We start from the raw sequence: 22,205 nt of genomic DNA on the forward strand, positions 1-22,205 counted from the left end.
AGGGACACCATGAGAAAATGGGTCGGCATGTCCGTCGCGGCCTCCCTCTTTCTGGCGGTGGCCTCTGGCCTCTTTCTACTCGTGTGGGACTTCATGGATGCGGAAAGGATCGCCCAGCTTGGGACAGGCGAGTACACCCTTGTCTTTCAGCTGAGTGGCCCAGGTCACTCCACGCAGGCTGTGGACGCGGCTGCCAAGCTTGCCTGCTCGTGCCACGGCGTCTCCGTCATGAGGGAGGTTGACAGGCTCTCGGAGGGCGGTACGAGCAGGGTTGAGTTCTATGGCCGCTTTAACTGGGACAGCTTTCCCACAGAGCAGCTGAGGCTGAGCTCGGGTCGGTTGCCGACCGAAGACGGGGAGTGGTTGTCGAGCCGCCAGACGGGCGAGCCCGAACAGGTCGGCACGATATACGAGTTCGGCAACAACATGGAGGTGACCCTGCACGCGGGTTCGCTCTTCTCTCCTGAGGAGACCGACGCCCAGGGCGTCTTTCGTGTCGTCTCCACAAGACCGTTTGACAAGGACGCGGTGCTGGACGCCTTCTCCCTCACCTTGGGCGTGCCAAAGGACGAGCTCGCGGTTGTGCATACCCATCAGCTGCGCTCCTTGGGGGGAATGCCCGCGGCCTTGGGCGGCATCGCCTTTCTCTGCCTGCTCGCGTACCTCATGTTCGTCGGCTGTGCCCCGGTCGCGCACTCGAAGGTCATCGGGGTCGAGAGGCTGCTTGGCTGGGGCAGGCTGGCCATCTGGCTGCAGCTCATCACGCCGGCGCTCGCAGCGCAGCTCGCTGCGGCCATCCTCTGCGACGTGGCGATCCTTGCCCTCGTGGCACCTCTGTCCTTTGAGTTTCTTGCCCTGCTCGTGGCCCTCCAGGTGGGGCTCGTGTGCCTGAGCGCCCTGGCGGGGCTTACCGCCCTCGCCGTCGTCTCGTCGATACCCGCGACGGCGGCCATCGGACGGGCGTTCTCGCTGAGGCTGCCTGTGGGGATCGCGGCTGTCGTGAAGCTTGCCATCGTCGCGGCCGTGCTCATATGGACGGCCGCCATGTCGGGAATCTTTAGCGAGACACTTGCCACCCTGCGCGACCTTTCGCTCTGGGAGCGTCACGGTGAGCTGTACGTGCTGGAGAGCTCGAAGCTGACCTCGGAGCAGGTTCGGAGCAGCTCGGTGGGTGACACGAGCCATGAGGACAAGTTCGCCTCCCTCTACGAGCTGCTGAACGACTCCTATGGCGGACGCTTCGTGAGTGCCTCGACGGTCACGCCAGCAAAGTGCGCGGTGGCAGGCGTTACCTGCGAGGGGAGCTGGGCTCAGATGTCAGTCAACGTGAACTACCTCAGGCAGGCGGCCCTCAGCTCGGTTGACGGGGGCACGATCGCTATAGACGAGGACGAGGCGAGGCGCGTTCTGCTCGTTCCCTCCACGATGTCCTCTGAGCAGCGGGAGGCGGCCAGGGCCTACGCGCAGTGGCTTGACGGCACGCTCTTCGAGGCGGAGGCGCTCAGGTGGAAGGAGGGTGGCGCGAAGCGCAGCGGCGAGATGCTGTGCTTGGTCTACGAGGGCGGCAAATCGTTCTTCTCGTATGACAGGCGCGTCGGCGAGGCCAGCGGAAACATGGTGGACGACCCGGTGTTCCTCGTCCTTACCAAGGCCAACATCACCAACATGGAGCGCTCCGGGCTTGTGAGGAGCGGTGTGGGCTTCCCGCTCAAGCTGCCCATAGGCGAGCAGGAGGCCACGCAGCTCAAGGGCTACCTTGACAGCCACGGCTTTGCCGAGGACGACATCCAGGTCGTGACCCTCGCCGAGGCGTATCGATCACAGGCCACCGTGCAGGCGCAGGCGCTTGCCCTCGTGCTACTCTCCATCACGTCCATCTTCGCGCTCGGTGTGGTGTCGGATCTCCTTGTCGCCGGACTCATGGTGCTAGCACGCCGTCGTCAGCTGAGCATCCAGAGAATGCTCGGATGGGGGTGGGCCGCACGACATGGACGGGTGCTCGTCGCCTGGGTCCTTATCGCCACGGCAGGGCTTGCCTGCATGCGCCTCGGCGGTGCGGGCGACGTCTCGCTGGCGATCGGAGGTGCCGCACTCGCCCTCGATGCCGTCATCTTCTTCATCCTCATCCGCATGTACGAGAGACGTCGCGTCATCGTCACCGAGAGGGGGGCATGATGGGAGATCTGGGACCTGCCGTCGTCGCGACGGGCCTTCGCAAGGCCTTTGGCGCGCACGTCGTGCTCGACAACTTCACGCTCGAGCTCACCGTCGGCTCGATGGTGGCCGTCACCGGTCCGTCTGGCTGCGGGAAGTCTACCCTTCTGAACATCATCGGCCTGCTGGAGGGCTTCGATGCGGGCGAGCTGCGTCTGTTTGGTACCCCCGCGCCAAAGGTGGGCTCTCGAGGGGCGCAGCGCATCGTCCGCAGTCGCATCAACTACCTCTTCCAGAGCTTCGCCCTCGTGGAGAGCGAGACGGTCGAGAAAAACCTCATGATGGCACTGCGCTACGCGCGGGTCTCGAGGCAAAAGGGCAGGGCACGCATCGAGGACGCGCTCAAGCGCGTGGGGCTCGAAGGCTACCTCACGCGCAGGGTGTTCGAGCTCTCGGGCGGCGAGCAGCAGCGGGTGGCGCTCGCGCGCTGCATCGTCAAGCCGGGTGACCTCATACTGGCCGACGAACCCACAGGGTCGCTCGACGCCGCAAACCGCGATGCAATCGTCTCTCTCCTGCGTCAGATGGCCGAGGGAGGCAAGACGGTGCTCGCAGTGACGCACGACCCCACGGTCTGGCAAGCCTGCGACCGAGCCATCCGCCTGTGAGCGGGCCCGACGCCCACGGGCAACCGTGAGCCTTGACGCGCGAGCTGCTGGACTGCCGGGCCGCGCGCTCGCTACGCCCTCTCGAGCCGCCGTGCGACGACGCGAGCGAGCAGCAGGATGGCCAGCGACAAGAGGGCCGCCCCGACCGTGACCGCGAGGGCGTCAACGGCCGTACCCTGCGTGATGAGGACGACGAGTAGGGAGAGGAGCAGGGAGAGCACTAGCACGACTACAGCCGCGCGCATCACCCGCTTCGCGTTGGAGGGAACGTTCGCCCAGCGCGCACCCTGCACGCCAAGAAACAGTGCGAGGACGCTGTCCACGAGGGCAATGGGTCCGGTTGGCAGCGGCTCAGCCGGAAGGATGACCACGGCGCCAAACAGGAGGCTCACAAGCCCGAAGGCCAAAATTACAAGACAGGTAATTTTTAGATTTCTGGAGTCTTGGGGCATAGCTCTCTCATCCTCCCTGCGCGACGTCATCTCAACCAGTCTAACCGAGGATCCCCGCCACGCATCCTAAAAATCTCCTTCCGGCGGCCCCGGCCTCAACACGTGCAGGGCGAGCAAACTGATCCTTCGGGCGGCTGATCCTTCGGGCGGCGCAGAGCCTCACGAAGTGAGTGATTCACTCACAACGCAAGGACGAAGTGAGTGATTCACTCACTTCGAGCTTAGCTTCAATAAGCCTTTGACCTGCATGTATGAAAAACAGCCCAGTGTGACACACTCCCATTTTGGCGCAAAAATCACTCACATCGCAAAAACGAAGTGAGTGAATCACTCACTTCGTGAATTTGTCTGGTGGGCGATGCTGGATTTGAACCAGCGACCCCTTCCGTGTGAAGGAAGTGCTCTACCCCTGAGCCAATCGCCCGTTTCGCTACGCCATCGTAGCAGATGTGTCCCCCAGTCCGACCGAGAATCATGGGTTGTGGAGGCGCGGTAGGTAAGATGCTGGCACCTTCTCGCGGGTAGGTCCCACGGTCGTGCCACCAGCAGTTTGGCATTATGGCCTTGCAATGGAGCGCGTCAGATTCTTACGAGGGTGTGTCGAGGCGCACAAAGAGGCATATCCGCCTGCCCGGCTGGGGCAGGCGGATCTCTCAGATGTGGTGGGCCCAGAGAGATTTGAACTCCCAACCCAGGGATTATGAGTCCCCTGCGCTAACCGTTGCGCCATAGGCCCGAAACAAAGAAAAAGCGACGGCCTCGGCCGCCGCCCTCACTCACATGGTGGAGAATAGGGGGTTCGAACCCCTGACCTCATGACTGCCAGTCATGCGCTCTCCCAACTGAGCTAATTCCCCGCATTGGTGCATGAGTTATATTAGCAAACGTGACCGTCCGGTCAAGGGCATTTTTCCGATAGACCCAAGCAGATGGAGAAGCCATGGTAAACGCTCGCAACGTACAGGATCCCGTAGAACTCTTCGACCTGCACATCTCCCACATCGGCATCAACGCCGCGACCGACGAGGAGGTGGAGGAGATCGTCGGCCTCTTCTCGTCTCTCATGGGCCTGAGGCGAGAGGTATCCGCCCCCATCTCAGTCTTTGCGGGAACCCTCGTTGAGGTCATGCGCCCAGGCGCGAGTCGCGGCGAGAAGGGACACATCGGGTTCTATGTGAATGACATCCCAGCGGCCCTCAGGTGGTTTGGAGAGCGTGGCTTCGAGGCTGACCCCACGCTGCGGGTACTGAACCCCGACGGCTCGATTCGTCTCGTCTACTTCAAGCGACAGATCGCTGGCTTTGCCATTCACCTCACGTCAGACCGCTAGCATAGCGTCCAGAGAGGCTGCCTTGTCCTGCCGGCCCACACAGCCGCTCAGATCCCGATGCTGGTGGGCACTGTATTCCGTCGGTGGACGCCGCGTGGTATCTGTGGGCAAAGCCCGCGCAAATGGGTACACATCCCTGTGTTCTCAAGTACACTCACTCGGAATGCCCCGCGCATCGCAGAAAGGCATGGCGCTTGATCGCTCTCGCAGACAAGATATCAAAGTCCTTCGGTGGTCGGATCCTGTACTCGGCAGCCACCCTACAGCTCAATGCAGGAGAGCGCTGGGGGCTCGTCGGTCCGAATGGCGCCGGTAAGACGACCCTCCTCAGGATCATCATGGGACAGGAGGGCGCAGACGAGGGAACGGTGAGCTTCGCCAAGGACATCACCCTTGGCTACCTCGAGCAGGAGACTCTGATCTCGGGAACGAAGAGCGCGCTTAGCGAGGTTGTTGACTCCGCCGTCGAGATCCGCAAGCTGGAGGCCCGCATCAAAAAGATGGAACATCAGATTGCCGAGACCTCTGGCGAGGACCAGAGGCTCCTTGAGCGCTACGGGCAGGCTCAGGACCGCTTTGAGCGGCTCGGCGGCTACGCGCTCGAGGCCAGGGCCCGCCAGATTCTGTGCGGGCTCGGCTTTCCCACCCAAGACCTCGCCAAGCCCGCAGCCGAGTTCTCGGGTGGCTGGCAGATGCGCATCGCCCTCTCGAAGCTGCTTCTTCGCCACCCCGACCTACTGCTTTTGGACGAGCCCACCAACCATCTCGACCTCGAGAGCGTAGGTTGGCTTGAGTCGTTCATCTCGTCCTACGACGGTGCCGTGCTCCTCGTGAGCCACGACCGCTCGTTCATGGATGCCTGCGTGAGCCACATCGCGTCACTTGAGAACAAGCGCCTCGTAACCTACGTGGGCAATTACTCCAACTACCTCCGACAGAGGGAGGACAACCTCGAGCAGCTTCGTGCCAAGCGGGCCGCCCAGGAGCGTGATATCAACCACATGCAGGTCTTCGTGGACAAGTTCCGCTACAAGCCGACGAAGGCCAGGCAGGTCCAGGAGCGCATCCGTCGCATCGAGAAGGTCCAGGAGGAACTCGTGACGCTTCCCGAAGCCCCCAAGAGGCTGCGCTTTAAGTTCCCAGACCCGCCACGTACGGGCGATCTTGTGGTCTCGCTCGAAGGCGTCGCAAAGGCCTATGGAAAGAACCTCGTCTATGAGGGCGTCGACCTCAAGCTGTACCGCGGCGACCACGTTGCGCTCGTGGGGCCAAACGGCGCGGGCAAGTCCACTCTCATGAAGCTCATCTGCGGTCGCGAGGGTCCGACGGCGGGAACCGTCGAGCTGGGCCAGAACGTGACCCAGTCCTACTACGCGCAACACCAGCTCGAGACCCTCAAAGAGTCCATGACCGTGCTCCAAGAGATGGACGAGGCGGCACCGGGCTGGACGTCATCTGAGGAGCGAAGGCTCCTTGGCGCCTTCCTCTTCCACGGCGATGACGTCGACAAGAGGGTCGGCGTGCTCTCGGGCGGCGAGAAGGCCCGCCTCGCCCTCGCCCGCATGCTTGTGGCACCTGACCCGCTGCTGTGCCTGGACGAGCCCACGAACCACCTCGATATCGACTCGGTCAGCGTGCTCGAGGATGCGCTCGTCAGCTTCCCGGGCACCCTCGTGCTCATCAGCCACGACGAGCACCTCGTGAGGGCCGTGGCCAACAAGGTCGTTGACGTGCGCGACCACAAGGTCACGCTCTACGACGGCGACTACGACTACTTTCTCTACAAGCGAGCCGAGCTCGAGGGGCGCGCAGGAAGCGCGCCCGCACGAGCAGTCCTTGCCGAGGCGTCCGCAAACGCAGGCAAGGCCCAGGGCGGCAGCGGCGACACGGCACGGCCCGCAGGCCGCAACGTCAAGACCAAGGAGCGGCGCCGCGCGGAGGCCGAGGCCAGAAACGCCGCCAACCGGGCGGTCCGCGAGGAGAGGCGTCGCCTCAAACAGGTGGAGCTGGCTCTCAAGCCCGCCCAGAAGCGTTATGAGGAGCTTATGGAGCTCATGGCCTCCGAGGAGCTCTATGCCAATGCCGACGAGTTCGACCGTTGCATGAAGGAATACAACGCGCTCGCCAAAAAGATACCGGCCCTCGAGGAGGAGTGGCTCGAGCTGAGCGAGCGCGTCGAGGGGAGTGCCAATGCCTGAGGGCGCACACTTCAGCGACAAGAGCGACGTCGGCGTCACGAGGGTTCAAAGCGCCACGGGACGCAACAACGTTGACCAACCCTCTCAGGCCCCCGTGCCAAGCCCCAGTCGCGAAGGCTACATCTACCTCGGGAAGGATGAGCCTGCGGGCACGCGGAAGAGAGGGGGGCCTGCACCCATCCTACGGGTCCCGCTCAGTCTCCTGATCCGCCTGCTCGCCCTGGCGTGCAGAGCCCTCGCGATCGCGCTGGCGTTTGTCGTCACGGTGGGCGTCGTCGCCATCGGAGTGCTACGCCCCTCTCTTATCGAGGCCACGAGAACGATGTCGTCACTGCTGCCGTCGGCCCTTCAGGGGACGTTCGTCTTCGAGACGCCACTCGGCGGCGCGCTCAGGGGCGATTTCGTGATAGCCTCTATCGTATTGTTCGTGAGTGACTGGCTGCTCGTACGCTGTGCGTATAGACTTCGCCCTGCGTGAGCAAGAGAGAAGGTGCTCGTGAATTCTTCACCGTCAGATATCGTACATTCCGCCACGTCCATCGTAATGTCAAGAGACGTATTTGCCGTTGTGTCCATCGTTCTTTTCATCATCGCGCTGTCCGTGCATGAGGCCGCGCACGCCTTCGTCGCGTACAGGTGCGGGGATACGACCGCCAAGGACCAGGGTCGCCTCACACTGAACCCGTTGGCCCATATCGATCCCATCGGTACGGTGCTGCTTCCGTTCGTCCTGTCCCTCGCGAGCGGATACTCCTTCGGCTGGGCGAGACCCGTCCCCTATAACCCCTACAACCTCAGGAATCGTCGGAGGGATGAGTTTCTGGTCGCGGTGGCGGGACCCATCAGCAACCTCCTCCAAGCCTTCATTGGCACGATCGTCTGTGCGCTCGTGCGGGTTTTTATCGTTTCAAGCGCAACGTTCAACACGCCGGTGGTCGTTGCCCTGCTCATACTTGAACTTTATGTCTACCTGAACTGCGTACTGGCCTTCTTCAACCTGATTCCCCTGCCGCCGCTCGACGGCTCGAAGATCTTCACGGTCTTCTTGGAGGGCGAGGCGCTCCAGAGGTACTACGAGCTGCAGCGCTACTCGATGGCGATTCTGTTTGCCGTCCTCTTCTTGCTGCCGAGGGTGCTTGGCGTTGACCTCATCGACCTGTACCTCGACGCGACCGCAGGCAACCTATTCAACCTGCTCTTGCATTCGGGCATGGCGACCTAGCTCATGTCGTTCAGCGTAAGGACAAAGGCGTACTCGGGTCCCTTCGACCTTCTGCTGCAGCTCGTCAGCAGGCAGAAGGTCGCCATAGGGTCCATCTCCATCGCAAAGGTCGCAGACCAGTACCTCTCTGAGGTGGAGGCCATGGGTGGCTTTGACCTCGAGGTGGCAAGCGACTTCTTGCTCGTAGCCTCCACGCTCCTCGACATGAAGGCGGCGGCGCTCGTTCCCAGTGACGTGCGCACGAGCGCCGTCGAGGACGAAGACGACGAGCTCGCGAACCTCTCGCCTGACGAGCTGCGCGAGGTGCTCATCGCCCGCCTCATCACGTACAAGCAGTTTAGGGCCGTCGCAGCCGCCCTTGCCGTACGCATGGAGGCCGAGAGCATGATGGAGCCGCGCACGGTTGGTCCCGACCCAGAGTTTCTTGGCCTTGTGCCTGACTTCCTCTCGGGAATCTCCCTAAGGTCGCTCGCGGTCATCTGCGCGGACCTCGATAGCCGCAGGCAGAGCTTCCTTCTGGAGGCCGAGCACGTGGCGCCCACACGCCTTCCCATCGCCCTTGTCGTCGCCTCTGTCGATCGCGTCACACGCTCAAGGCAGACTGTGACCTTCTCCGAGCTTGTGGGGGATGACCCTCGGGTCGAGACCATCGTCGCGACCTTCCTCGCGCTTCTCGAGCTCTCAAAGAGGGGCTCGGTTATGCTCTCGCAGCCCGAGGCCTTCGGCGAGATCAACGTCGCCCATGTGGAGGGAGCAGCGGCCTTTGAGGCTGACGAGCACGAGCTGAGTGTTGTTGGGGAGGGCGTCTGATGAGAGAACTCGAGAGCCTGGCGGGAGGCTCTGTCAAGGCATCCCTCGAAGCGCTACTACTCGTCTCGAGCGACGCGGTGCCTGCCTGCGACTTTGCGCGTGCCCTGAACATCACGCCCGGCGAGGCGTCAGCTGCGTTGGCCGAACTTTCGGCAGAGTACTCCGACGCCAACCGAGGCTTTCAACTTCGTGAGGTCGCGGGGGGCTGGCGGCTCTTCACCCACCCTGCCTTCCATGAGCAGGTGGAGAGCTACGTCCTTAGCTGGGACACCCGTCGTCTCTCGCAGGCTGCCCTCGAGACGCTCTCGATCATCGCCTACCATCAGCCGGTCTCTCGCGAGGGGGTGAGGGCGGTGCGTGGCGTCAACTCTGACGGCGTGATAGCCTCGTTGAGGGAGAAGGGCCTCGTCCGTGAGGCGGGACGTGAGGGTGCCAAGAACGGTGCCGTCCTCTTTGGCACAACCCAGCGCTTCCTCGAGCAGTTTGGCCTGAGGTCCCTGAGGGACCTACCACCGCTCGAGGACTTCGCCCCCGACGAGGAGTCAAGGCGCTTCATCCGCGAGCGTCTCTCGGGAGGGGCGATATCATCTACCCTAGAGGAGGCATCCGAGGACATTGATGACGAGAGGGAGCTCTTAGGCGATGACTATGACGCAGGGCAGTGAGCTTAGGGTGGACCGCGTCCACCCCCATACCATGCGACTCCAGCGCTTCCTCGCCCGCGCAGGCGTGGCCAGCAGAAGGGGATCTGAGCAGCTCATGAGGACAGGCCGCGTTCGCGTGAATGACAGGGTCACAAGCGAGCTCGGAAGCAAGGTTGACGTAGACCACGACGTCGTTACGGTTGACGGCAGGCCCTGCCACCTCTCTGACACCCACCGCCACCTCATGCTCTACAAGCCTGCGGGCTATGTGACGACGATGAGCGATCCTCAAGGGAGGCCCTGCGTCGCCTCGCTCGTGCCCGTTGACAGAAACCCAGGCCTCTATCCGGTGGGGCGCCTCGACGCGGACGCGACGGGACTGCTCCTCTTCACGACCAACGGAGACCTGGGAAACCGGCTGCTGCACCCCTCTGGCCACGTATGGAAGCACTACCTGACCCTCATCCGAGGGACGCTGAGCACGGCTGAGCTGAGGCGCATCGAGGCTGGCATCAGGATGGGCGATGACGTCGCGCGCCCCGCCAAGGTGGAGCTTTTGGCCCAAGGTGACAAAAGGACAAGGTCCGTGAGTCCAAGGGGTGTGCCCCAGGGGATGAGCGTTGTCGGCCTCACCATCCACGAGGGCAAGAAGCACCAGGTGAAGCGTATGCTCGAGGCTGCCGGCCACGAGGTCGTGCGTCTCCACAGAGACGAGTTCGGGCCACTCAGGCTCACGGGGCTTGCATCCGGCCAAGCCCGTGAGCTCACGGACGAGGAGCGTAGGGCCGTGGAGGCCCTCGCCGGGGACATGACGACCAAGGCCGGACGGAAGGGGACATCGCATGGGCGTTAGGCAACACATCCTCATCATGAGACATCCCGAGACGATCGCCAACGCCCGACACGTACTCTCGGGCAGGAAGGACGTAGACCTCACGCCTAGAGGCGAGCGGCAGATGTATCAGGCCATCGATGCGATCGAGGCCTGGAAGCCCGACCGCATCTGGACCTCGCCCCTCTCGCGCTGCAAGTCGATCGCCGAGGAGGCCGCCTCGCGGCTCAAGGTGCCCTGCAGGGTCGAGGATGGCCTCCAGGAGATGGAGTTTGGTTCGGCTCAGGACCTGACGATATCGGAGCTCTCGAAGAGGGGCCTTCACTTCCCCTGGTCCTTTGACGGACAGGGCCACTCCGTCACGGCGCCGGGCGCGGAGAGCTTCGAGACCCTCCTTGCACGAGCGAAGGGCGTGCTCGACAGGCTCTTCCCGCTGGAGGGCAGGACCGCCTGCGTCACCCATGGGGGAGTCTCCCGCGCGCTTCTGGGTGCCGCCCTCGACGTGCCCGTAAAGACGTTCTGGAACATGAGGATTGCCAACGTGAGCTCGCAGCTGCTCAGCTGTGATGGTCAAACGTTCACGCTCTGTGCGCTGGGACTTGCTCCCGAGGAGGTCATCGAGAGGGTGCGGAGGCCCGAGCTGTTCGGTGCTGACGTCGCAGACAGCTTCGAGAAGGAGTAGACACCATGATCGTCGCCATAGATGGCCCGGCCGCCTCGGGCAAGTCGAGCGTCGCGAGAGCCGTCGCCGCACGACGTCAGCTGACGCTGCTCGACACCGGTGCGATGTATCGCGCCGTCACCTTGGACTGCCTTGAGAACAACGTGGACTGCTCTGACGAGGCAGCCGTGACGGAGATCGCCAAGCGCGCTCACATCAGCTTTGACGCCACAGACGCCGGCCAGGCGGTACTGCTCGACGGCAGGGACGTGACAGGGGACATCCGCACGCCCCAGGTGGATGAGCACGTCTCGGCGGTCTCGGCGATCCCGGGGGTGCGCAGGGCCATGGTCGCCCTCCAACGCCAGCTGGGCGCAAACGGCGATGTCATTGCCGAGGGAAGGGACGTGGGTACCGTCGTCTTTCCCCACGCGGACGTCAAGGTCTTCCTCACCGCCGACCCTAAGGCAAGGGCGCATCGCCGCGCAGCGCAGCGACAGGGCAAGGATGTCGCCATGGACAGAAGTGTTCAGGTGGACGTCAAGACAGAGCGAAGCGTCCTTGCCGACCTCATCCGACGTGACAGGCTCGACTCGACACGTGAGGAGTCGCCGCTCAGGCCCGCCCTAGACGCGCGCCACATCGACTCATCCGACCTGCGCCTCGACGAGGTCGTAACGCAGGTCCTCGCGGCGATTGACGAGGTCAGGCGATGAGCGGGCAGTTGGCGAGGGGCGAGCGGGCATCGAGCAGCGTGAAGGGAGTGTCCAAGGCAGACAGGCTTCACGCCTTTCGGGGCAACAGCGTCGACGACTACTATGACCATGGCATACGCGAGTTTCCGCTGCCCAGCCGCATCCTTCTCGGCATCATCATCGTCGTCGTTACCGTTGCGACCAAGATAGCCTGGCCCTGGAAGATAGAGGACGCGGAGCTGCTCTGGAACGACAGGCGCGGACGCATCATCGTGATGAACCATCAGTCCATGCTCGACCCCGTTGTCACCGTCGCGTCACTCTGGTTCAGGGGCATGCGCGTACGTCCCATCTATAAGAGCGAGTTCGACAAGAGCAAACTGGTCACCTGGATCTTCTCCCGCGTAGGTGCCATCCCCGTCGTACGGGGCACGGCCGACATGAAGTTCATCCGCCGTGCCCAGCACGCCATCGAGCGCGGAGAGTGCGTGCTCATCTATCCCGAGGGAACGCGTGTGAGGTCGGACGACCAGAAGATAGAGTTCCACAAGGGCTTCGCCCTGATTGCTCGGCTCACGAAGGCACCGGTGCAGCCCATGGCCATCGTCGGGGCACGCAACATCACGCCCAAGGGCACGCACTGGAAGCGCTTCGGGAGGGTCTACCTCAAGGCTGGCAGCTGCATCGAACTCTCGGAGCTTGGCGTGAGTGGTCGCAAGGAGCAAACCGACGCGATGGAGAGAGCCTCGATGCGCGCCGTATACGACCTCGTGGGGGAGCTCAGGAGCGAGCACCCCGGAAAGATGTGAGGCGATCGCATGACGGCCAAGATCTCAGTCGCCGACGAGGCGGGCGCCTGCTACGGCGTCAATCGCGCCCTTGACATGGCGCGGGAGGCGGCGCAAGACGGCGTGGGACCCATTCACACGCTCGGTCCTCTCATCCACAACCCCTGCGTGGTGAGGGAGCTCGAGAGACGCGGCGTCAGCGTCGTCGAGAGCGCCTCCGAGAAGCCCGGCGGCACCATCTTGCTCAGGACCCATGGCGTCACACCCACCGAGGAGCGGGCTGCCCATGCCTCTCATGACGTGGTGCTCGACGCAACCTGCCCCTTCGTCATTCGCGCGCACCAGGCAGCCGAGAGGCTCGTCCAGAAGGGTTACACGGTGCTCGTCCTCGGTGAGGCGGGACACCCGGAGGTCGAGGCGACGCTCGGGCACGCCCCGGGTGCCATCGCCGTGTCCACTCCGGCCGATCTCGATGACATCGCACTCGGACGCAAGGTGGGTGTCGTCGTACAGACGACACAGTCACGCCACAACCTAAGGGAGCTCGTCTCTGCCCTGGTAGGGAGGTGCGAGGAGCTGCGTGTCATCGACACGATCTGCGAGGCCACGTCGCTTCGGCAGGAGGCTGCGGCCAAGCTCGCGAACGACTCCGACATCGTGGTCGTGATCGGTGGTCGCAATTCGGCCAACACGACGCGCCTCGCCCAGATCTGCTCGACGTTCTGCCCAAGGACGCATCACATAGAGTCCTCGTCGGAGCTCGAGGGCTCGTGGTTCAAGGGTGCAGAGAACATCGGCGTCACGGCGGGCGCCTCGACACCCCAGTCCCAGATAGACGACGTTATCGCTGCCATCGGAAGGCTCGTGGGGACAGAGGGCGTCGGGGTGTGAGTCCCAAGCCCCGCCGTCTGCCGTGCGGGGCACGGGTCCCTCTGCCGCCCTTGTGTTCATCTTTGCCCATCTCGTGGACTCGAATGCTGCTACACTTAGTCGGACTGTGAGCGTAGTTGAGGAGTGCAATGCCCAAGCCCAAGGTAGCTGTTGTGGGACGGCCTAACGTAGGTAAGTCCACCCTCGTTAACCGACTTGCCGCGAGCCGCGACGCCATCGTACACGAGTCGAGCGGCGTCACCCGCGATCGTTCCTACCACGACTGTGACTGGAACGGCCGCGACTTCGTGCTCATAGACACGGGCGGCATAGAGACGACCAAAAGCAAAGACGCCTTCGCGCCGCACATTCGCGAGCAGGCGATCGTCGCCTGCGACGAGGCGGATGCGATCGTCTTCGTCGTGGATGGCTCGGTGGGCGTCACCGACGAGGATGAGGAGGTCGCCCGCGTCGTGAGGGCGTCCAAGAAGCCCCTCTTCCTCGTGGTCAACAAGATCGATGACCCAAGCGCCAGCCTAGAGAGCTGGAACTACTATTCGCTCGGCGTCGGAGAACCAAGGCCGATATCGGCGGGCCATGGCCACGGTACAGGGGACCTCCTCGACGATATCGTCCACGTCCTGCCCGAGACCGAGGACGATGCGACGGATAACCCCGCTCTTGGCCTCGCCATCATCGGTAGACCCAATGTGGGCAAGTCATCGCTCGCGAACCGCCTCGCGAAGACGAGGCGGTTCATCGTGGCTGATCTCTCGGGCACGACCCGCGATGCCACAGATACCCTCATCAGCTGGAAGGGACAGACCATCCGCCTCGTGGACACCGCAGGCATGCGCAAGAAGGCCCAGGTCCACGAGGATGTCGAGTACTACAGCTTCGTGAGGGGCCTTGCGGCCATGGATAGGGCCGACGTCTGCCTGCTCGTGGTCGACTCGACGGTCGGCATCACCGAGCAGGACCAGAAGCTTCTGGGCATGGCGGTAGAGCGTGGCTGTGGGGTCGTCATCGTGCTCAACAAGTGGGACCTCATCGACAGCGGTGAGAAACGCAGAGAGCTATCGTCTTCCCTCAGCCAACGCATGGGTCACGCCAGCTGGGTCCCCGTCGTCAACGCGTCCGCCCTCACGGGCGCGGCCATAGACCGCGTGCTCCAGACGGCCGTCAGGGTCGCGGCCGTGCGTGCGTCCCAGATCAAGACGAGCCGGCTCAATGAGCTTATCTCCAGGATACGCGAGGACGGTCACACCGTCACGGACAAGGGTCGCAGACTCAAGCTCCGCTACGGGACCCAGACGGCCACCAAGCCCCCCACCATCACCTTCTGGTGCAGCGCACCTGACCTCGTCGATGACAACTACGAGCGCTTCCTCGAGAACCGCCTGCGTGAGAGCCTCGAGCTTGAGGGGACGCCCATCCGCCTCAAGTTCAGGGGAAAGGAGAACCCGAAGTGACGGCTCCCATCATCATCTGCACGGCCGCCTTCATGCTCGCAGCCTACTTCGTCTGTGGCATACCCTTCGGCCTGGTCGTTGCCAAGGGATCTCCCGAGCACGTCGACGTGCGCACGGTCGGATCGGGAAACATCGGCATGACCAACGTGGCGCGTGCCGCAGGCGGCAAGGCCGCCGGCAAGACGTTTTTGCTCGACATGGGAAAGGGCCTTGTCATCATGGCGGTGGCGCGCTTCGGCCTCGGCCTCGCGAGCGGCGGAGGCTGGGGGGCGATGTCGGCCGCAGGTCCTTTCGCCCCCTGTCTCTCCCTCGTGTTCATGGCCTGCATCTTCGGTCACATATTTTCTCCCTACCTTGGCTTTCATGGCGGCAAGGGTATCTCTGTGGGGCTTGGGGCGGGCCTTGTGCTCCTGTGGCCCATGGCGCTCTCGGCTTTCGCCATCTTCCTGGTACTCGTCATCCCGACGCGCTACATATCACTCGGCTCGATCGCTGCCGCCCTCACGATGCCCTTCCTTGGACTCCTCTTCAAGATGGATCCCGTGGCATCGATCTTCGTCTTCATCCCCTGTATCGTCGCCCTCTGGCGCCACCGGGAAAACGTCAAGAGGCTCGCCACAGGAAAGGAAAGCCGCTTCTCGCTGCACAAGGATGACTCCGCCAGGAAGGGACGCTAAGGTATGCTGGATACAGTTCTGGTCATGGGCACAGGGTCGTGGGGTACGGCCGCAGCCGGCCTCGTGAGCGAGAACGCAAGGCGAGTCGTCATGTGGGCGCACTCGCCCGAGGTCGCCCAGTCGATAAACGAGCAGCACACGAACCCCCGCCATCTGCGTGACTACGTGCTCCCCGCCACGATCGCCGCGACGAGTGACGCGGCCGAGGCAGTCAGGGGGGCGGATGCCATCGTGATCGCCGTCCCCTCCAACCACCTGCGAAACGTGCTCGGCGGCTTCGTCGGCCTTGTGGGCGAAGACGTGCCCATGCTCGTCCTCACCAAGGGCATCGAGCCAGGCTCGCACCTTCTCATGACGGAGGTGGTCTCCGACGTCCTCGGCAACCCTGGGCGCGTGGCAGCGCTCTCGGGTCCCAACCATGCCGAGGAGGTCTGCCAAGGCAGGGTCTCGGCCGCCGTCGTGGGATCTGAGCGCGCGAGCGTCTCGTCACTCTTTCAGGGTCTCTTCCTGAGCCGCCGCTTCAGGGTATACCGCACCGACGACCTGAGGGGCATCGAGGTCTGTGCGGCGGTCAAGAATGTCATTGCCATCGCCAGCGGCGTCTGCGCGGGGACGAGCCTTGGGGACAACGCACTGGCGGTGCTCATGACCCGCGGACTTGCCGAGATGAGCCGCGTCGTTCACGCGATGGGGGGAAACCCCATGACCTGCATGGGTCTTGCCGGCATGGGCGACCTCATCGTCACCTGTACCTCCGTGCACTCTCGTAACCGCACCTTTGGCATGGCGCTCGCCCATGGGGCGTCGCTTGAGGGCTACGAGAGCGCGACCGGCATGGTCGTCGAGGGGGCGCGCGCGGTCGTGAGCGTCTGCGAGCTCGCTCGCGAGCGAGGCATCGAGACGCCGATAACCGCTGCCGTCCATGCCATCCTCTATGAGGGAAGCAATGTCGACGAGGCGGCACACACGCTGCTCTCGCGCATTCCCGACGAGGAGTTCTACGGTCTTACGGCAAACTGATGGGAGGAACCCATGTTGGATGATGACGTGCTCGTGGCACCATCGGTTCTCTCCGCCGACTTCACGCGCCTGGGTGAGGAGCTGGATGCGGTGGCTGACGCAGACCTCTTGCACTATGACGTGATGGACGGGCACTTTGTGCCTAACCTCTCGTTTGGGCCCTCCATTCTGAGGCAGGTCAAGAAGGCGAGCTCGCTTCCCCTAGACGTGCACCTCATGGTCTCGAACCCAGAGGAGTGCGTCCCGTGGTTCTTGGAGGCCGGGGCCGACATCGTGACCTTTCACTGGGAGGCACAGACCCATGCCGAGCGTCTCGTGAGCCTGATACATGATGCCGGCGCAAAGGCAGGCATAGCCTTGAACCCCGCGACGCCGATAGCTTCGCTCGAGGCAGTGCTCGATGCGCTCGACCTCGTCCTCGTGATGACGGTGAACCCCGGTTTTGGCGGCCAGAACTTCGTCGGCACCTGCCACAGGAAACTTCGCCAGCTCACGGCCATGTGCGAGGAGCATGGCGTACGTCCGATAATCGAGGTTGACGGCGGCATAGGCGCAGACAACGCCACGCGGGTCGTACGCGACGGCGCCCGCGCGCTCGTTGCGGGCACGACCATATTCAGCGCCAACCGCGCGGACAACGTCAGGGCCATCCGCGAGGCCGGGCGCATGGGTCTGCTGAGGAGCGTCTGATTGTGGACGAGACTGCGCTGAGCCACCTGTATCTGGACTACGCCGCATCGGCGCCCCTGCGCAGCGAGGCCCTTGAGGCCGAGGCAGACTACGACCGCTCGCCCTTTGCCGGCGCCAACCCCAACTCCCTCCATACCCTGGGTCGCAGGGCAGCCCGTGCGCTTGACGGCGCACGCAGGGACATCACGAGCGCCCTAGGGGGTGGTTTCAGGCCCCAGGACCTCGCCTTCACCTCAGGTGGCACCGAATCCAACAACCTCGCCCTCCACGGCATGGCAGAGGGTGCCCGAGGACGTGACCGCAGGCGGAGACGCATCGTGATCTCAGCCATAGAGCACGACTCCGAGATCGACGTCGCTCCCTCGCTCAGGGACGAGGGCTTTACGGTGACGCTCGTGAGGCCCGGCACAGACGGTAGGGTCTCGCCAGATGCGCTGGACGCCGTCCTGGCAGATGACGTGGCGCTCGTCTCCATCATGAGCGCCAACAACGAGACGGGCATCGTCCAACCCCTGGCGGAGCTTGCCGCAGCGTCACACGAGGCGGGTGCCCTCATGCACACCGATGCCGCACAGGCCTTTGGGAAGATCCCGCTTGCGCTTGAGGACGTAGACGGCGTGAGCCTGTCCGCGCACAAGATAGGTGGTCCCGTGGGCGTCGGGGCCCTCGTGCTGCGCAGCCGCTGCCCTTTCAGGCCACGCGAGTTCGGTGGCGGCCAGGAGGGAGGCAGAAGGCCAGGCACCCAGGACGTGAGGGGAGCACTCGCCTTCGCGGCCGTGACAAGATTCTGCTCAGACGGCCTTGAGGCGAGGCGCCTTGAGGTGGAAGGTCGTGCCCAGGCCCTCTACGACAGGCTCTGCGCCCCCAAGACGGGCATCCTGCCCACGACGACAGCCCAGCTAGACGAGGGCCGTCTGCCGGGCATCGTCTCTGTCATGACGCGCAGGCTCGACTCGCCGACGCTCGTCTTGAGGCTCGACCAGGCGGGCTTTGAGGTCTCGGCAGGCTCTGCCTGCTCCTCGGCCTCGCTCGACGCGAGCCATGTCCTTCTCGCCATGGGAATACCGCGCGAGGCCGCCCTCGGGTCTTTGCGCATCTCGTTTGACGAGCGCGTGGGCACAGACGAGCTCGATCGCTTTGCGCAAGAGCTCCTTCGCATCGTCTCGTCCGCACGCTAGGCCCAGCACCATCGGTACCCAACCAAGGGAGAAGCATGAGAGACCATGAGGCCCTGCTTAGGCTCCAGGAGATAGACCTCACCCTGATGCGCATAAGCGCACGGCTCAAGTCCATGCCACAGGAGCAGAAGCTCGAGGTCGTCAAGCGGTCAAAGAGGAAGCTCCAAAGCGAACTTTCGCACATCGTGGGCCAGCGCAAGGATGACGAGATGGAGATCGAGGAGGGCGACGAGGAGCGCGAGCGCCTCCTCGAGGCGCAGCAACAAGTCAGGCAGACCGCCCTGACAGAGACCAACTACCGCCAGATCAAGGGCTACGAGGAGCAGCTCTCGACGATTGCCAAGAAGCTCGAGAAGCTCTCGCATAACAGGTCGGAAAAGTCCCAGCTCACGGAGAAGCTTCGCAAGGCCGAGTCAAACGCCCTCTCCCTGCTCGAACGCCTTGACGCCCAGAGGCGCGAACTTGTCGCCTCCAAGGAGAGGGACATCTCTAGTCTCATGGACAGGGCCGCTGCGCTGGCCAAGGAGCGCAAGGAGCTGCTCGGGGCTCTCGACGAGAGGACCCAGGAGAGCTACGAGCGGACGATGAGACGCTTCGGTGGGCTTGCGGTCGAGGTGCTGAGCGGCAACATGCCGAGCACCTGTCGCGTGCGACTCCAACCCAGCCAACTCGCGGCCGCGCTCAACCAAGGACCAATCACCGAGTGTCCCTACTGTCACAGGATCCTCGTCATCGAAGGGGATGGGGCATGAGCGCGCGGGCATCTGTCGTGCTCGCCGTGTGTGGTGGCATCGCCGCCTACAAGGCCTGCGAGGTCCTCAGGGGCCTCCAGAAGGCGGGCTGCGACGTGCGTGTCGTGATGAGCGAAGACGCCTGCCGCTTTGTGGGGACGGCGAGCTTCGAGGCCCTGAGCGGCCACACCGTCGTGACGAGCCTCTACGGAAATCCAGATACCCCCATACCGCACGTCAGCCTGGCAGACTCCGCCGAGCTCTGCGTCGTCGTGCCCGCAACGGCAAACGTCATCGCAAAGATGGCCCTGGGCATCGCGGACGACGCGCTCTCGACCACGCTTCTGGCCATGCACCGTACCGTGCTGGTGGCACCGGGCATGAACGTGCACATGTGGCAGCATCCCGCGACGCAGGCAAACGTCAGGGCACTTACCGAGCGCGGCGTCTTTCTCGTCGGTCCCAAGAGCGGGCGGCTCGCCTGTGGCGACGTGGGTGAGGGCAAGCTTGCGGACGTGGACGACATCGTTTGCTCTGCTCTCGCCCTGCTAGGCGAACAGGGCCATGTCAGTCACGATCTTGCGGGTCGGCGCATCGTCGTGAACGCTGGCCCTACCCATGAGGCCATAGACGCCGTACGCTATATCGCCAACTGCTCGACGGGCAAGATGGGCTATGCCATCGCGGCTGAGGCAGCCTTTCGCGGGGCCAAGGTCACGCTTGTCTCTGGACCCTGTACGCTTGTCACTCCTGCCGGCGTGAGGCGCGTGGACGTGGTGTCCGCCGCCCAGATGTACGACGCGACACGTGAGGCCTTCGACGGCGCCGATGCCGCCGTCTGCGCGGCGGCCGTGGCGGACTACACCCCCGCCCATCCCGCAAACCGCAAGCTCAAGAAGGACACGGATCAGCTCCTCTCGATCGAGCTTCAAGAGACCAAAGACATCCTGGCCGAGCTTGGGCGCACGAAGGGCGATCGCATCGTCATCGGCTTCGCGGCAGAGACCGACAAGCTTATCGAGAACGCGAAAGCCAAGCTCGAGCGCAAGCAGGCAGACCTCATCGTCGCCAATGACGTCTCCCGCAAGGACTCGACCTTTGGGGCCGACACGAGTCGTGTCACATTCGTGGGTGCCAAGGGTATCGAGCAGCTGGAGACGCTTCCGCTTTGCGAGGTCGCGCGTGAGGTCGTGAGCCGACTGGCCGTACTGCTCGATGGGGCAGGCGTCGAGCGCGCCGCAAGAGGGGAGGTCGGCTAGGTGGGGATTCTCATAGGGTGCGAGCGCATCTCCCAGGAGTGGCCCGGCAAGCAGGTCCTCGTGAGCCAGACGATCGGTATCAACGAGGGCGATCGCATAGGCATCGTAGGCAGAAACGGTGAGGGAAAGTCGACGCTGCTCGACCTCATCGCCCACCTTATGGAGCCAGACGAGGGGACGATCACATACCGAAGTGGCATCCGTGTGGGACTCCTTGCCCAGTCGGACAGCCTCGATGATACCGACGCCGCCCTGCACGCCGTCGTGGGAGACAGGCCCGAGTACGAGTGGGCCGCAGACCCCAGGCTTCGCCCCATCATGGACGAGCTTCTCTCGGACATCGACCGCGACGCCCGGGTGGGGGAGCTCTCGGGCGGCCAGCGCCGTCGCTGCGACCTCGCCCGCGTGCTCATGGGCAGCTGGGACGTGCTTCTCATGGATGAGCCCACCAACCACCTTGACGTCAGGGCCATCACCTGGCTTGCCCATTACCTAAAAGGGCGCTGGCAGCCGGGGCAGGGGGCGCTCCTCGTCGTGACGCACGACCGTTGGTTTCTCGATGAGGTCTGCGAGCGAATGTGGGAGGTCCATGACGGCAGGATCGACCCCTTCGAGGGTGGCTACTCCGCCTACATACAGCAGCGCGTCGAGCGAGAGCGGCAGGCGGCGGTCATGGAGGAGAGACGCCAGAGCGTCCTTCGCAAGGAGCTCAACTGGCTTGCCCACGGCGCCAAGGCCCGCTCTTCCAAGCCCAAGTTCCGCCTCGAGGCCGCTCGCGCGCTCGTCGCTGACGATCCACCCCTTAGAAACGACATAGAGCTCAAGCGCCTTGCCGTGAGCCGCCTCGGCAAGCAGGTCATCGAGATGAGGGGCGCTTGTGCCTCCTATGGCAAGAAGGTCGTGCTCGACGGCATCGACTGGCTCGTAGGCCCCGGCGAGCGCATAGGCATCCTCGGGGAGAACGGCGTCGGCAAGTCCACGCTCCTCGCGCTCATGACCGGGCGGCTCACACCAAGCGCGGGCCTGGTCCGAATAGGTGCCTCGGTGCGCTTCGGCGTCCTGTCACAGAACCTCGACGCCCTTCGCGAGCGAGGCGACTGGCGCCTGGGCGAGCTCGTCGCGAGCCACAGGCGCTTTGCCGTCATCGACGGCAAAGAGCAGAGCTTCGAGCAGTTCCTGGAGCGCCTTGGCTTCGAGCGGCGCGAATGGCCAACCTACGTACACGATCTCTCGGGCGGACAGCTCCGCCGCCTGGCCATCATGTGCGTGCTTCTCGACGAGCCCAACGTCCTCGTGCTCGACGAGCCCGGAAACGACCTCGACACCGACATGCTCGCCGTCCTCGAGGATTTGCTCGACGGCTGGCCCGGTACGCTCATCCTCGTGACGCACGATCGCTACCTCATGGAACGCGTCACAGACGACCAGTTCGCGCTCATCGGTGGAAACGTCAGGCACGTCCCGGGCGGCGTGGACGAGTACCTTGCGCTGCTCGAGTCTCGAGAACGTGACGGTGGCAGCGCTGCGAGGGGAAGGGCTAGCGCCCCTCATGCGGAGCGCTCGACACAGGTCGTCCCGGCTGCGACACCGAAGGCACCCACAGGACCGTCAGGGCAGGCCCTCTCGAACAAGTCGCGTCGCGAGGCCAAAAAGCGCCTCGATTCTGTCGAGCGGCGTCTTGCCAGGCAGCGCGAGCTGCTCGACGACCTGAGGCAGGCACTGTCATCGATAGACCCCACGGACTTCGAGGCCCTGCTTGAGGGGCAAAAGAGGGTGAATGGCGCCGAGGCAGAGATCTCGTCGCTCGAGGACGAGTGGCTGGAGCTCAGCGAGCAGTTGGGAACGGAGTGAGGA

Annotated in this window: 22 protein-coding genes and 3 tRNA genes; 21 read left to right on the top strand and 4 right to left on the bottom strand. The window is 63.9% G+C overall.

The features are described 5' to 3' along the window. Positions 1–9: 9 nt before the first annotated feature. A complete protein-coding gene (locus ADJ70_RS05895; protein WP_157051415.1) occupies positions 10–2,175 on the top strand; it encodes a hypothetical protein in 2,166 nt (721 codons plus the stop codon). Next, positions 2,175–2,822 (top strand): ABC transporter ATP-binding protein, encoded by a 648-nt coding sequence (locus ADJ70_RS05900; RefSeq protein ID WP_050344811.1) that lies wholly within the window; start codon positions 2,175–2,177, stop codon positions 2,820–2,822. Before ADJ70_RS05895 ends, ADJ70_RS05900 begins: the two co-directional genes overlap by 1 nt. Before the next feature lie 71 nt (positions 2,823–2,893). On the opposite strand, the gene ADJ70_RS05905 is transcribed toward ADJ70_RS05900, so the two are convergent. The 4 genes from ADJ70_RS05905 to ADJ70_RS05920 form a co-directional block, all read right to left on the bottom strand. Further along, complete coding sequence (locus ADJ70_RS05905; RefSeq protein ID WP_157051416.1) at positions 2,894–3,274, bottom strand: hypothetical protein; 381 nt, start codon at positions 3,272–3,274, stop codon at positions 2,894–2,896. 349 nt (positions 3,275–3,623) lie between these two features. Next, a tRNA-Val gene (locus ADJ70_RS05910) sits at positions 3,624–3,698 on the bottom strand. Positions 3,699–3,934: 236 nt separating this feature from the next. After that, positions 3,935–4,010 (bottom strand) — tRNA-Ile (locus tag ADJ70_RS05915). A gap of 45 nt (positions 4,011–4,055) precedes the next feature. After that, positions 4,056–4,131, bottom strand: a tRNA-Ala gene (locus ADJ70_RS05920). A gap of 83 nt (positions 4,132–4,214) precedes the next feature. Here ADJ70_RS05920 and ADJ70_RS05925 point away from each other — a divergent pair. The 19 genes from ADJ70_RS05925 (at position 4,215) to ADJ70_RS06015 (ending at position 22,202) form a co-directional block, all read left to right on the top strand. Next, the gene (locus ADJ70_RS05925) at positions 4,215–4,604 is read left to right on the top strand and encodes a hypothetical protein (protein WP_050344331.1); all 390 of its coding nucleotides are present in this window, start codon (positions 4,215–4,217) and stop codon (positions 4,602–4,604) included. A gap of 194 nt (positions 4,605–4,798) precedes the next feature. After that, positions 4,799–6,802: a ribosomal protection-like ABC-F family protein gene (gene abc-f, locus ADJ70_RS05930; protein WP_050344332.1), complete on the top strand. Its 2,004-nt coding sequence runs from the start codon at positions 4,799–4,801 to the stop codon at positions 6,800–6,802. After that, positions 6,795–7,280, top strand: coding sequence for a hypothetical protein (locus ADJ70_RS05935; RefSeq protein ID WP_050344333.1), 486 nt, complete (start codon positions 6,795–6,797; stop codon positions 7,278–7,280). Before abc-f ends, ADJ70_RS05935 begins: the two co-directional genes overlap by 8 nt. Before the next feature lie 90 nt (positions 7,281–7,370). Then, entirely contained in the window at positions 7,371–8,024 is a 654-nt protein-coding gene (locus ADJ70_RS05940) for a site-2 protease family protein (RefSeq protein WP_253273249.1), read from the top strand. A gap of 3 nt (positions 8,025–8,027) precedes the next feature. Next, entirely contained in the window at positions 8,028–8,834 is an 807-nt protein-coding gene (locus ADJ70_RS05945) for a ScpA family protein (RefSeq protein WP_050344335.1), read from the top strand. Further along, complete coding sequence (gene scpB, locus ADJ70_RS05950; RefSeq protein WP_050344336.1) at positions 8,834–9,499, top strand: SMC-Scp complex subunit ScpB; 666 nt, start codon at positions 8,834–8,836, stop codon at positions 9,497–9,499. Before ADJ70_RS05945 ends, scpB begins: the two co-directional genes overlap by 1 nt. After that, complete coding sequence (locus tag ADJ70_RS05955) at positions 9,477–10,331, top strand: pseudouridine synthase (protein ID WP_050344337.1); 855 nt, start codon at positions 9,477–9,479, stop codon at positions 10,329–10,331. Before scpB ends, ADJ70_RS05955 begins: the two co-directional genes overlap by 23 nt. Further along, entirely contained in the window at positions 10,321–10,992 is a 672-nt protein-coding gene (locus ADJ70_RS05960; RefSeq protein ID WP_050344338.1) for a histidine phosphatase family protein, read from the top strand. Before ADJ70_RS05955 ends, ADJ70_RS05960 begins: the two co-directional genes overlap by 11 nt. A gap of 5 nt (positions 10,993–10,997) precedes the next feature. Continuing rightward, positions 10,998–11,687 carry a (d)CMP kinase gene (gene cmk, locus ADJ70_RS15300; RefSeq protein ID WP_050344339.1) on the top strand — a complete coding sequence of 230 codons (690 nt, stop codon included), beginning with the start codon at positions 10,998–11,000 and terminating at the stop codon, positions 11,685–11,687. Further along, the gene (locus tag ADJ70_RS15305) at positions 11,684–12,475 is read left to right on the top strand and encodes a 1-acyl-sn-glycerol-3-phosphate acyltransferase (RefSeq protein WP_083443844.1); all 792 of its coding nucleotides are present in this window, start codon (positions 11,684–11,686) and stop codon (positions 12,473–12,475) included. The genes cmk and ADJ70_RS15305 overlap by 4 nt, the downstream gene beginning before the upstream one ends. Positions 12,476–12,484: 9 nt before the next feature. Continuing rightward, positions 12,485–13,345: a 4-hydroxy-3-methylbut-2-enyl diphosphate reductase gene (gene ispH / locus ADJ70_RS05975; protein WP_050344340.1), complete on the top strand. Its 861-nt coding sequence runs from the start codon at positions 12,485–12,487 to the stop codon at positions 13,343–13,345. A 128-nt stretch (positions 13,346–13,473) separates the two neighbouring features. After that, the gene (gene der / locus ADJ70_RS05980) at positions 13,474–14,796 is read left to right on the top strand and encodes a ribosome biogenesis GTPase Der (protein WP_050344341.1); all 1,323 of its coding nucleotides are present in this window, start codon (positions 13,474–13,476) and stop codon (positions 14,794–14,796) included. After that, positions 14,793–15,473 carry a glycerol-3-phosphate acyltransferase gene (locus ADJ70_RS05985; protein ID WP_253273250.1) on the top strand — a complete coding sequence of 227 codons (681 nt, stop codon included), beginning with the start codon at positions 14,793–14,795 and terminating at the stop codon, positions 15,471–15,473. Before der ends, ADJ70_RS05985 begins: the two co-directional genes overlap by 4 nt. A 3-nt stretch (positions 15,474–15,476) precedes the next feature. Next, positions 15,477–16,493, top strand: a complete 1,017-nt coding sequence (locus ADJ70_RS05990; protein ID WP_050344342.1) for an NAD(P)H-dependent glycerol-3-phosphate dehydrogenase — start codon at positions 15,477–15,479, stop codon at positions 16,491–16,493. 12 nt (positions 16,494–16,505) lie between these two features. Continuing rightward, positions 16,506–17,183 (top strand): ribulose-phosphate 3-epimerase, encoded by a 678-nt coding sequence (gene rpe, locus ADJ70_RS05995; RefSeq protein WP_050344343.1) that lies wholly within the window; start codon positions 16,506–16,508, stop codon positions 17,181–17,183. 2 nt (positions 17,184–17,185) lie between these two features. Beyond that, on the top strand, positions 17,186–18,361 hold the full coding sequence (locus ADJ70_RS06000; protein ID WP_253273251.1) for a cysteine desulfurase family protein: 1,176 nt from the start codon (positions 17,186–17,188) through the stop codon (positions 18,359–18,361). A 35-nt stretch (positions 18,362–18,396) separates the two neighbouring features. Continuing rightward, the gene (locus ADJ70_RS06005) at positions 18,397–19,113 is read left to right on the top strand and encodes a zinc ribbon domain-containing protein (RefSeq protein ID WP_050344344.1); all 717 of its coding nucleotides are present in this window, start codon (positions 18,397–18,399) and stop codon (positions 19,111–19,113) included. Next, positions 19,110–20,351 (top strand): bifunctional phosphopantothenoylcysteine decarboxylase/phosphopantothenate--cysteine ligase CoaBC, encoded by a 1,242-nt coding sequence (coaBC, locus tag ADJ70_RS06010; RefSeq protein WP_050344345.1) that lies wholly within the window; start codon positions 19,110–19,112, stop codon positions 20,349–20,351. Before ADJ70_RS06005 ends, coaBC begins: the two co-directional genes overlap by 4 nt. Further along, a complete protein-coding gene (locus ADJ70_RS06015) occupies positions 20,352–22,202 on the top strand; it encodes an ABC-F family ATP-binding cassette domain-containing protein (RefSeq protein WP_050344346.1) in 1,851 nt (616 codons plus the stop codon). It abuts the gene before it with no gap. Positions 22,203–22,205 lie beyond the last annotated feature (3 nt).

The sequence above is a fragment of the Olsenella sp. oral taxon 807 genome (assembly GCF_001189515.2).
Classification (GTDB): domain Bacteria; phylum Actinomycetota; class Coriobacteriia; order Coriobacteriales; family Atopobiaceae; genus Olsenella_F.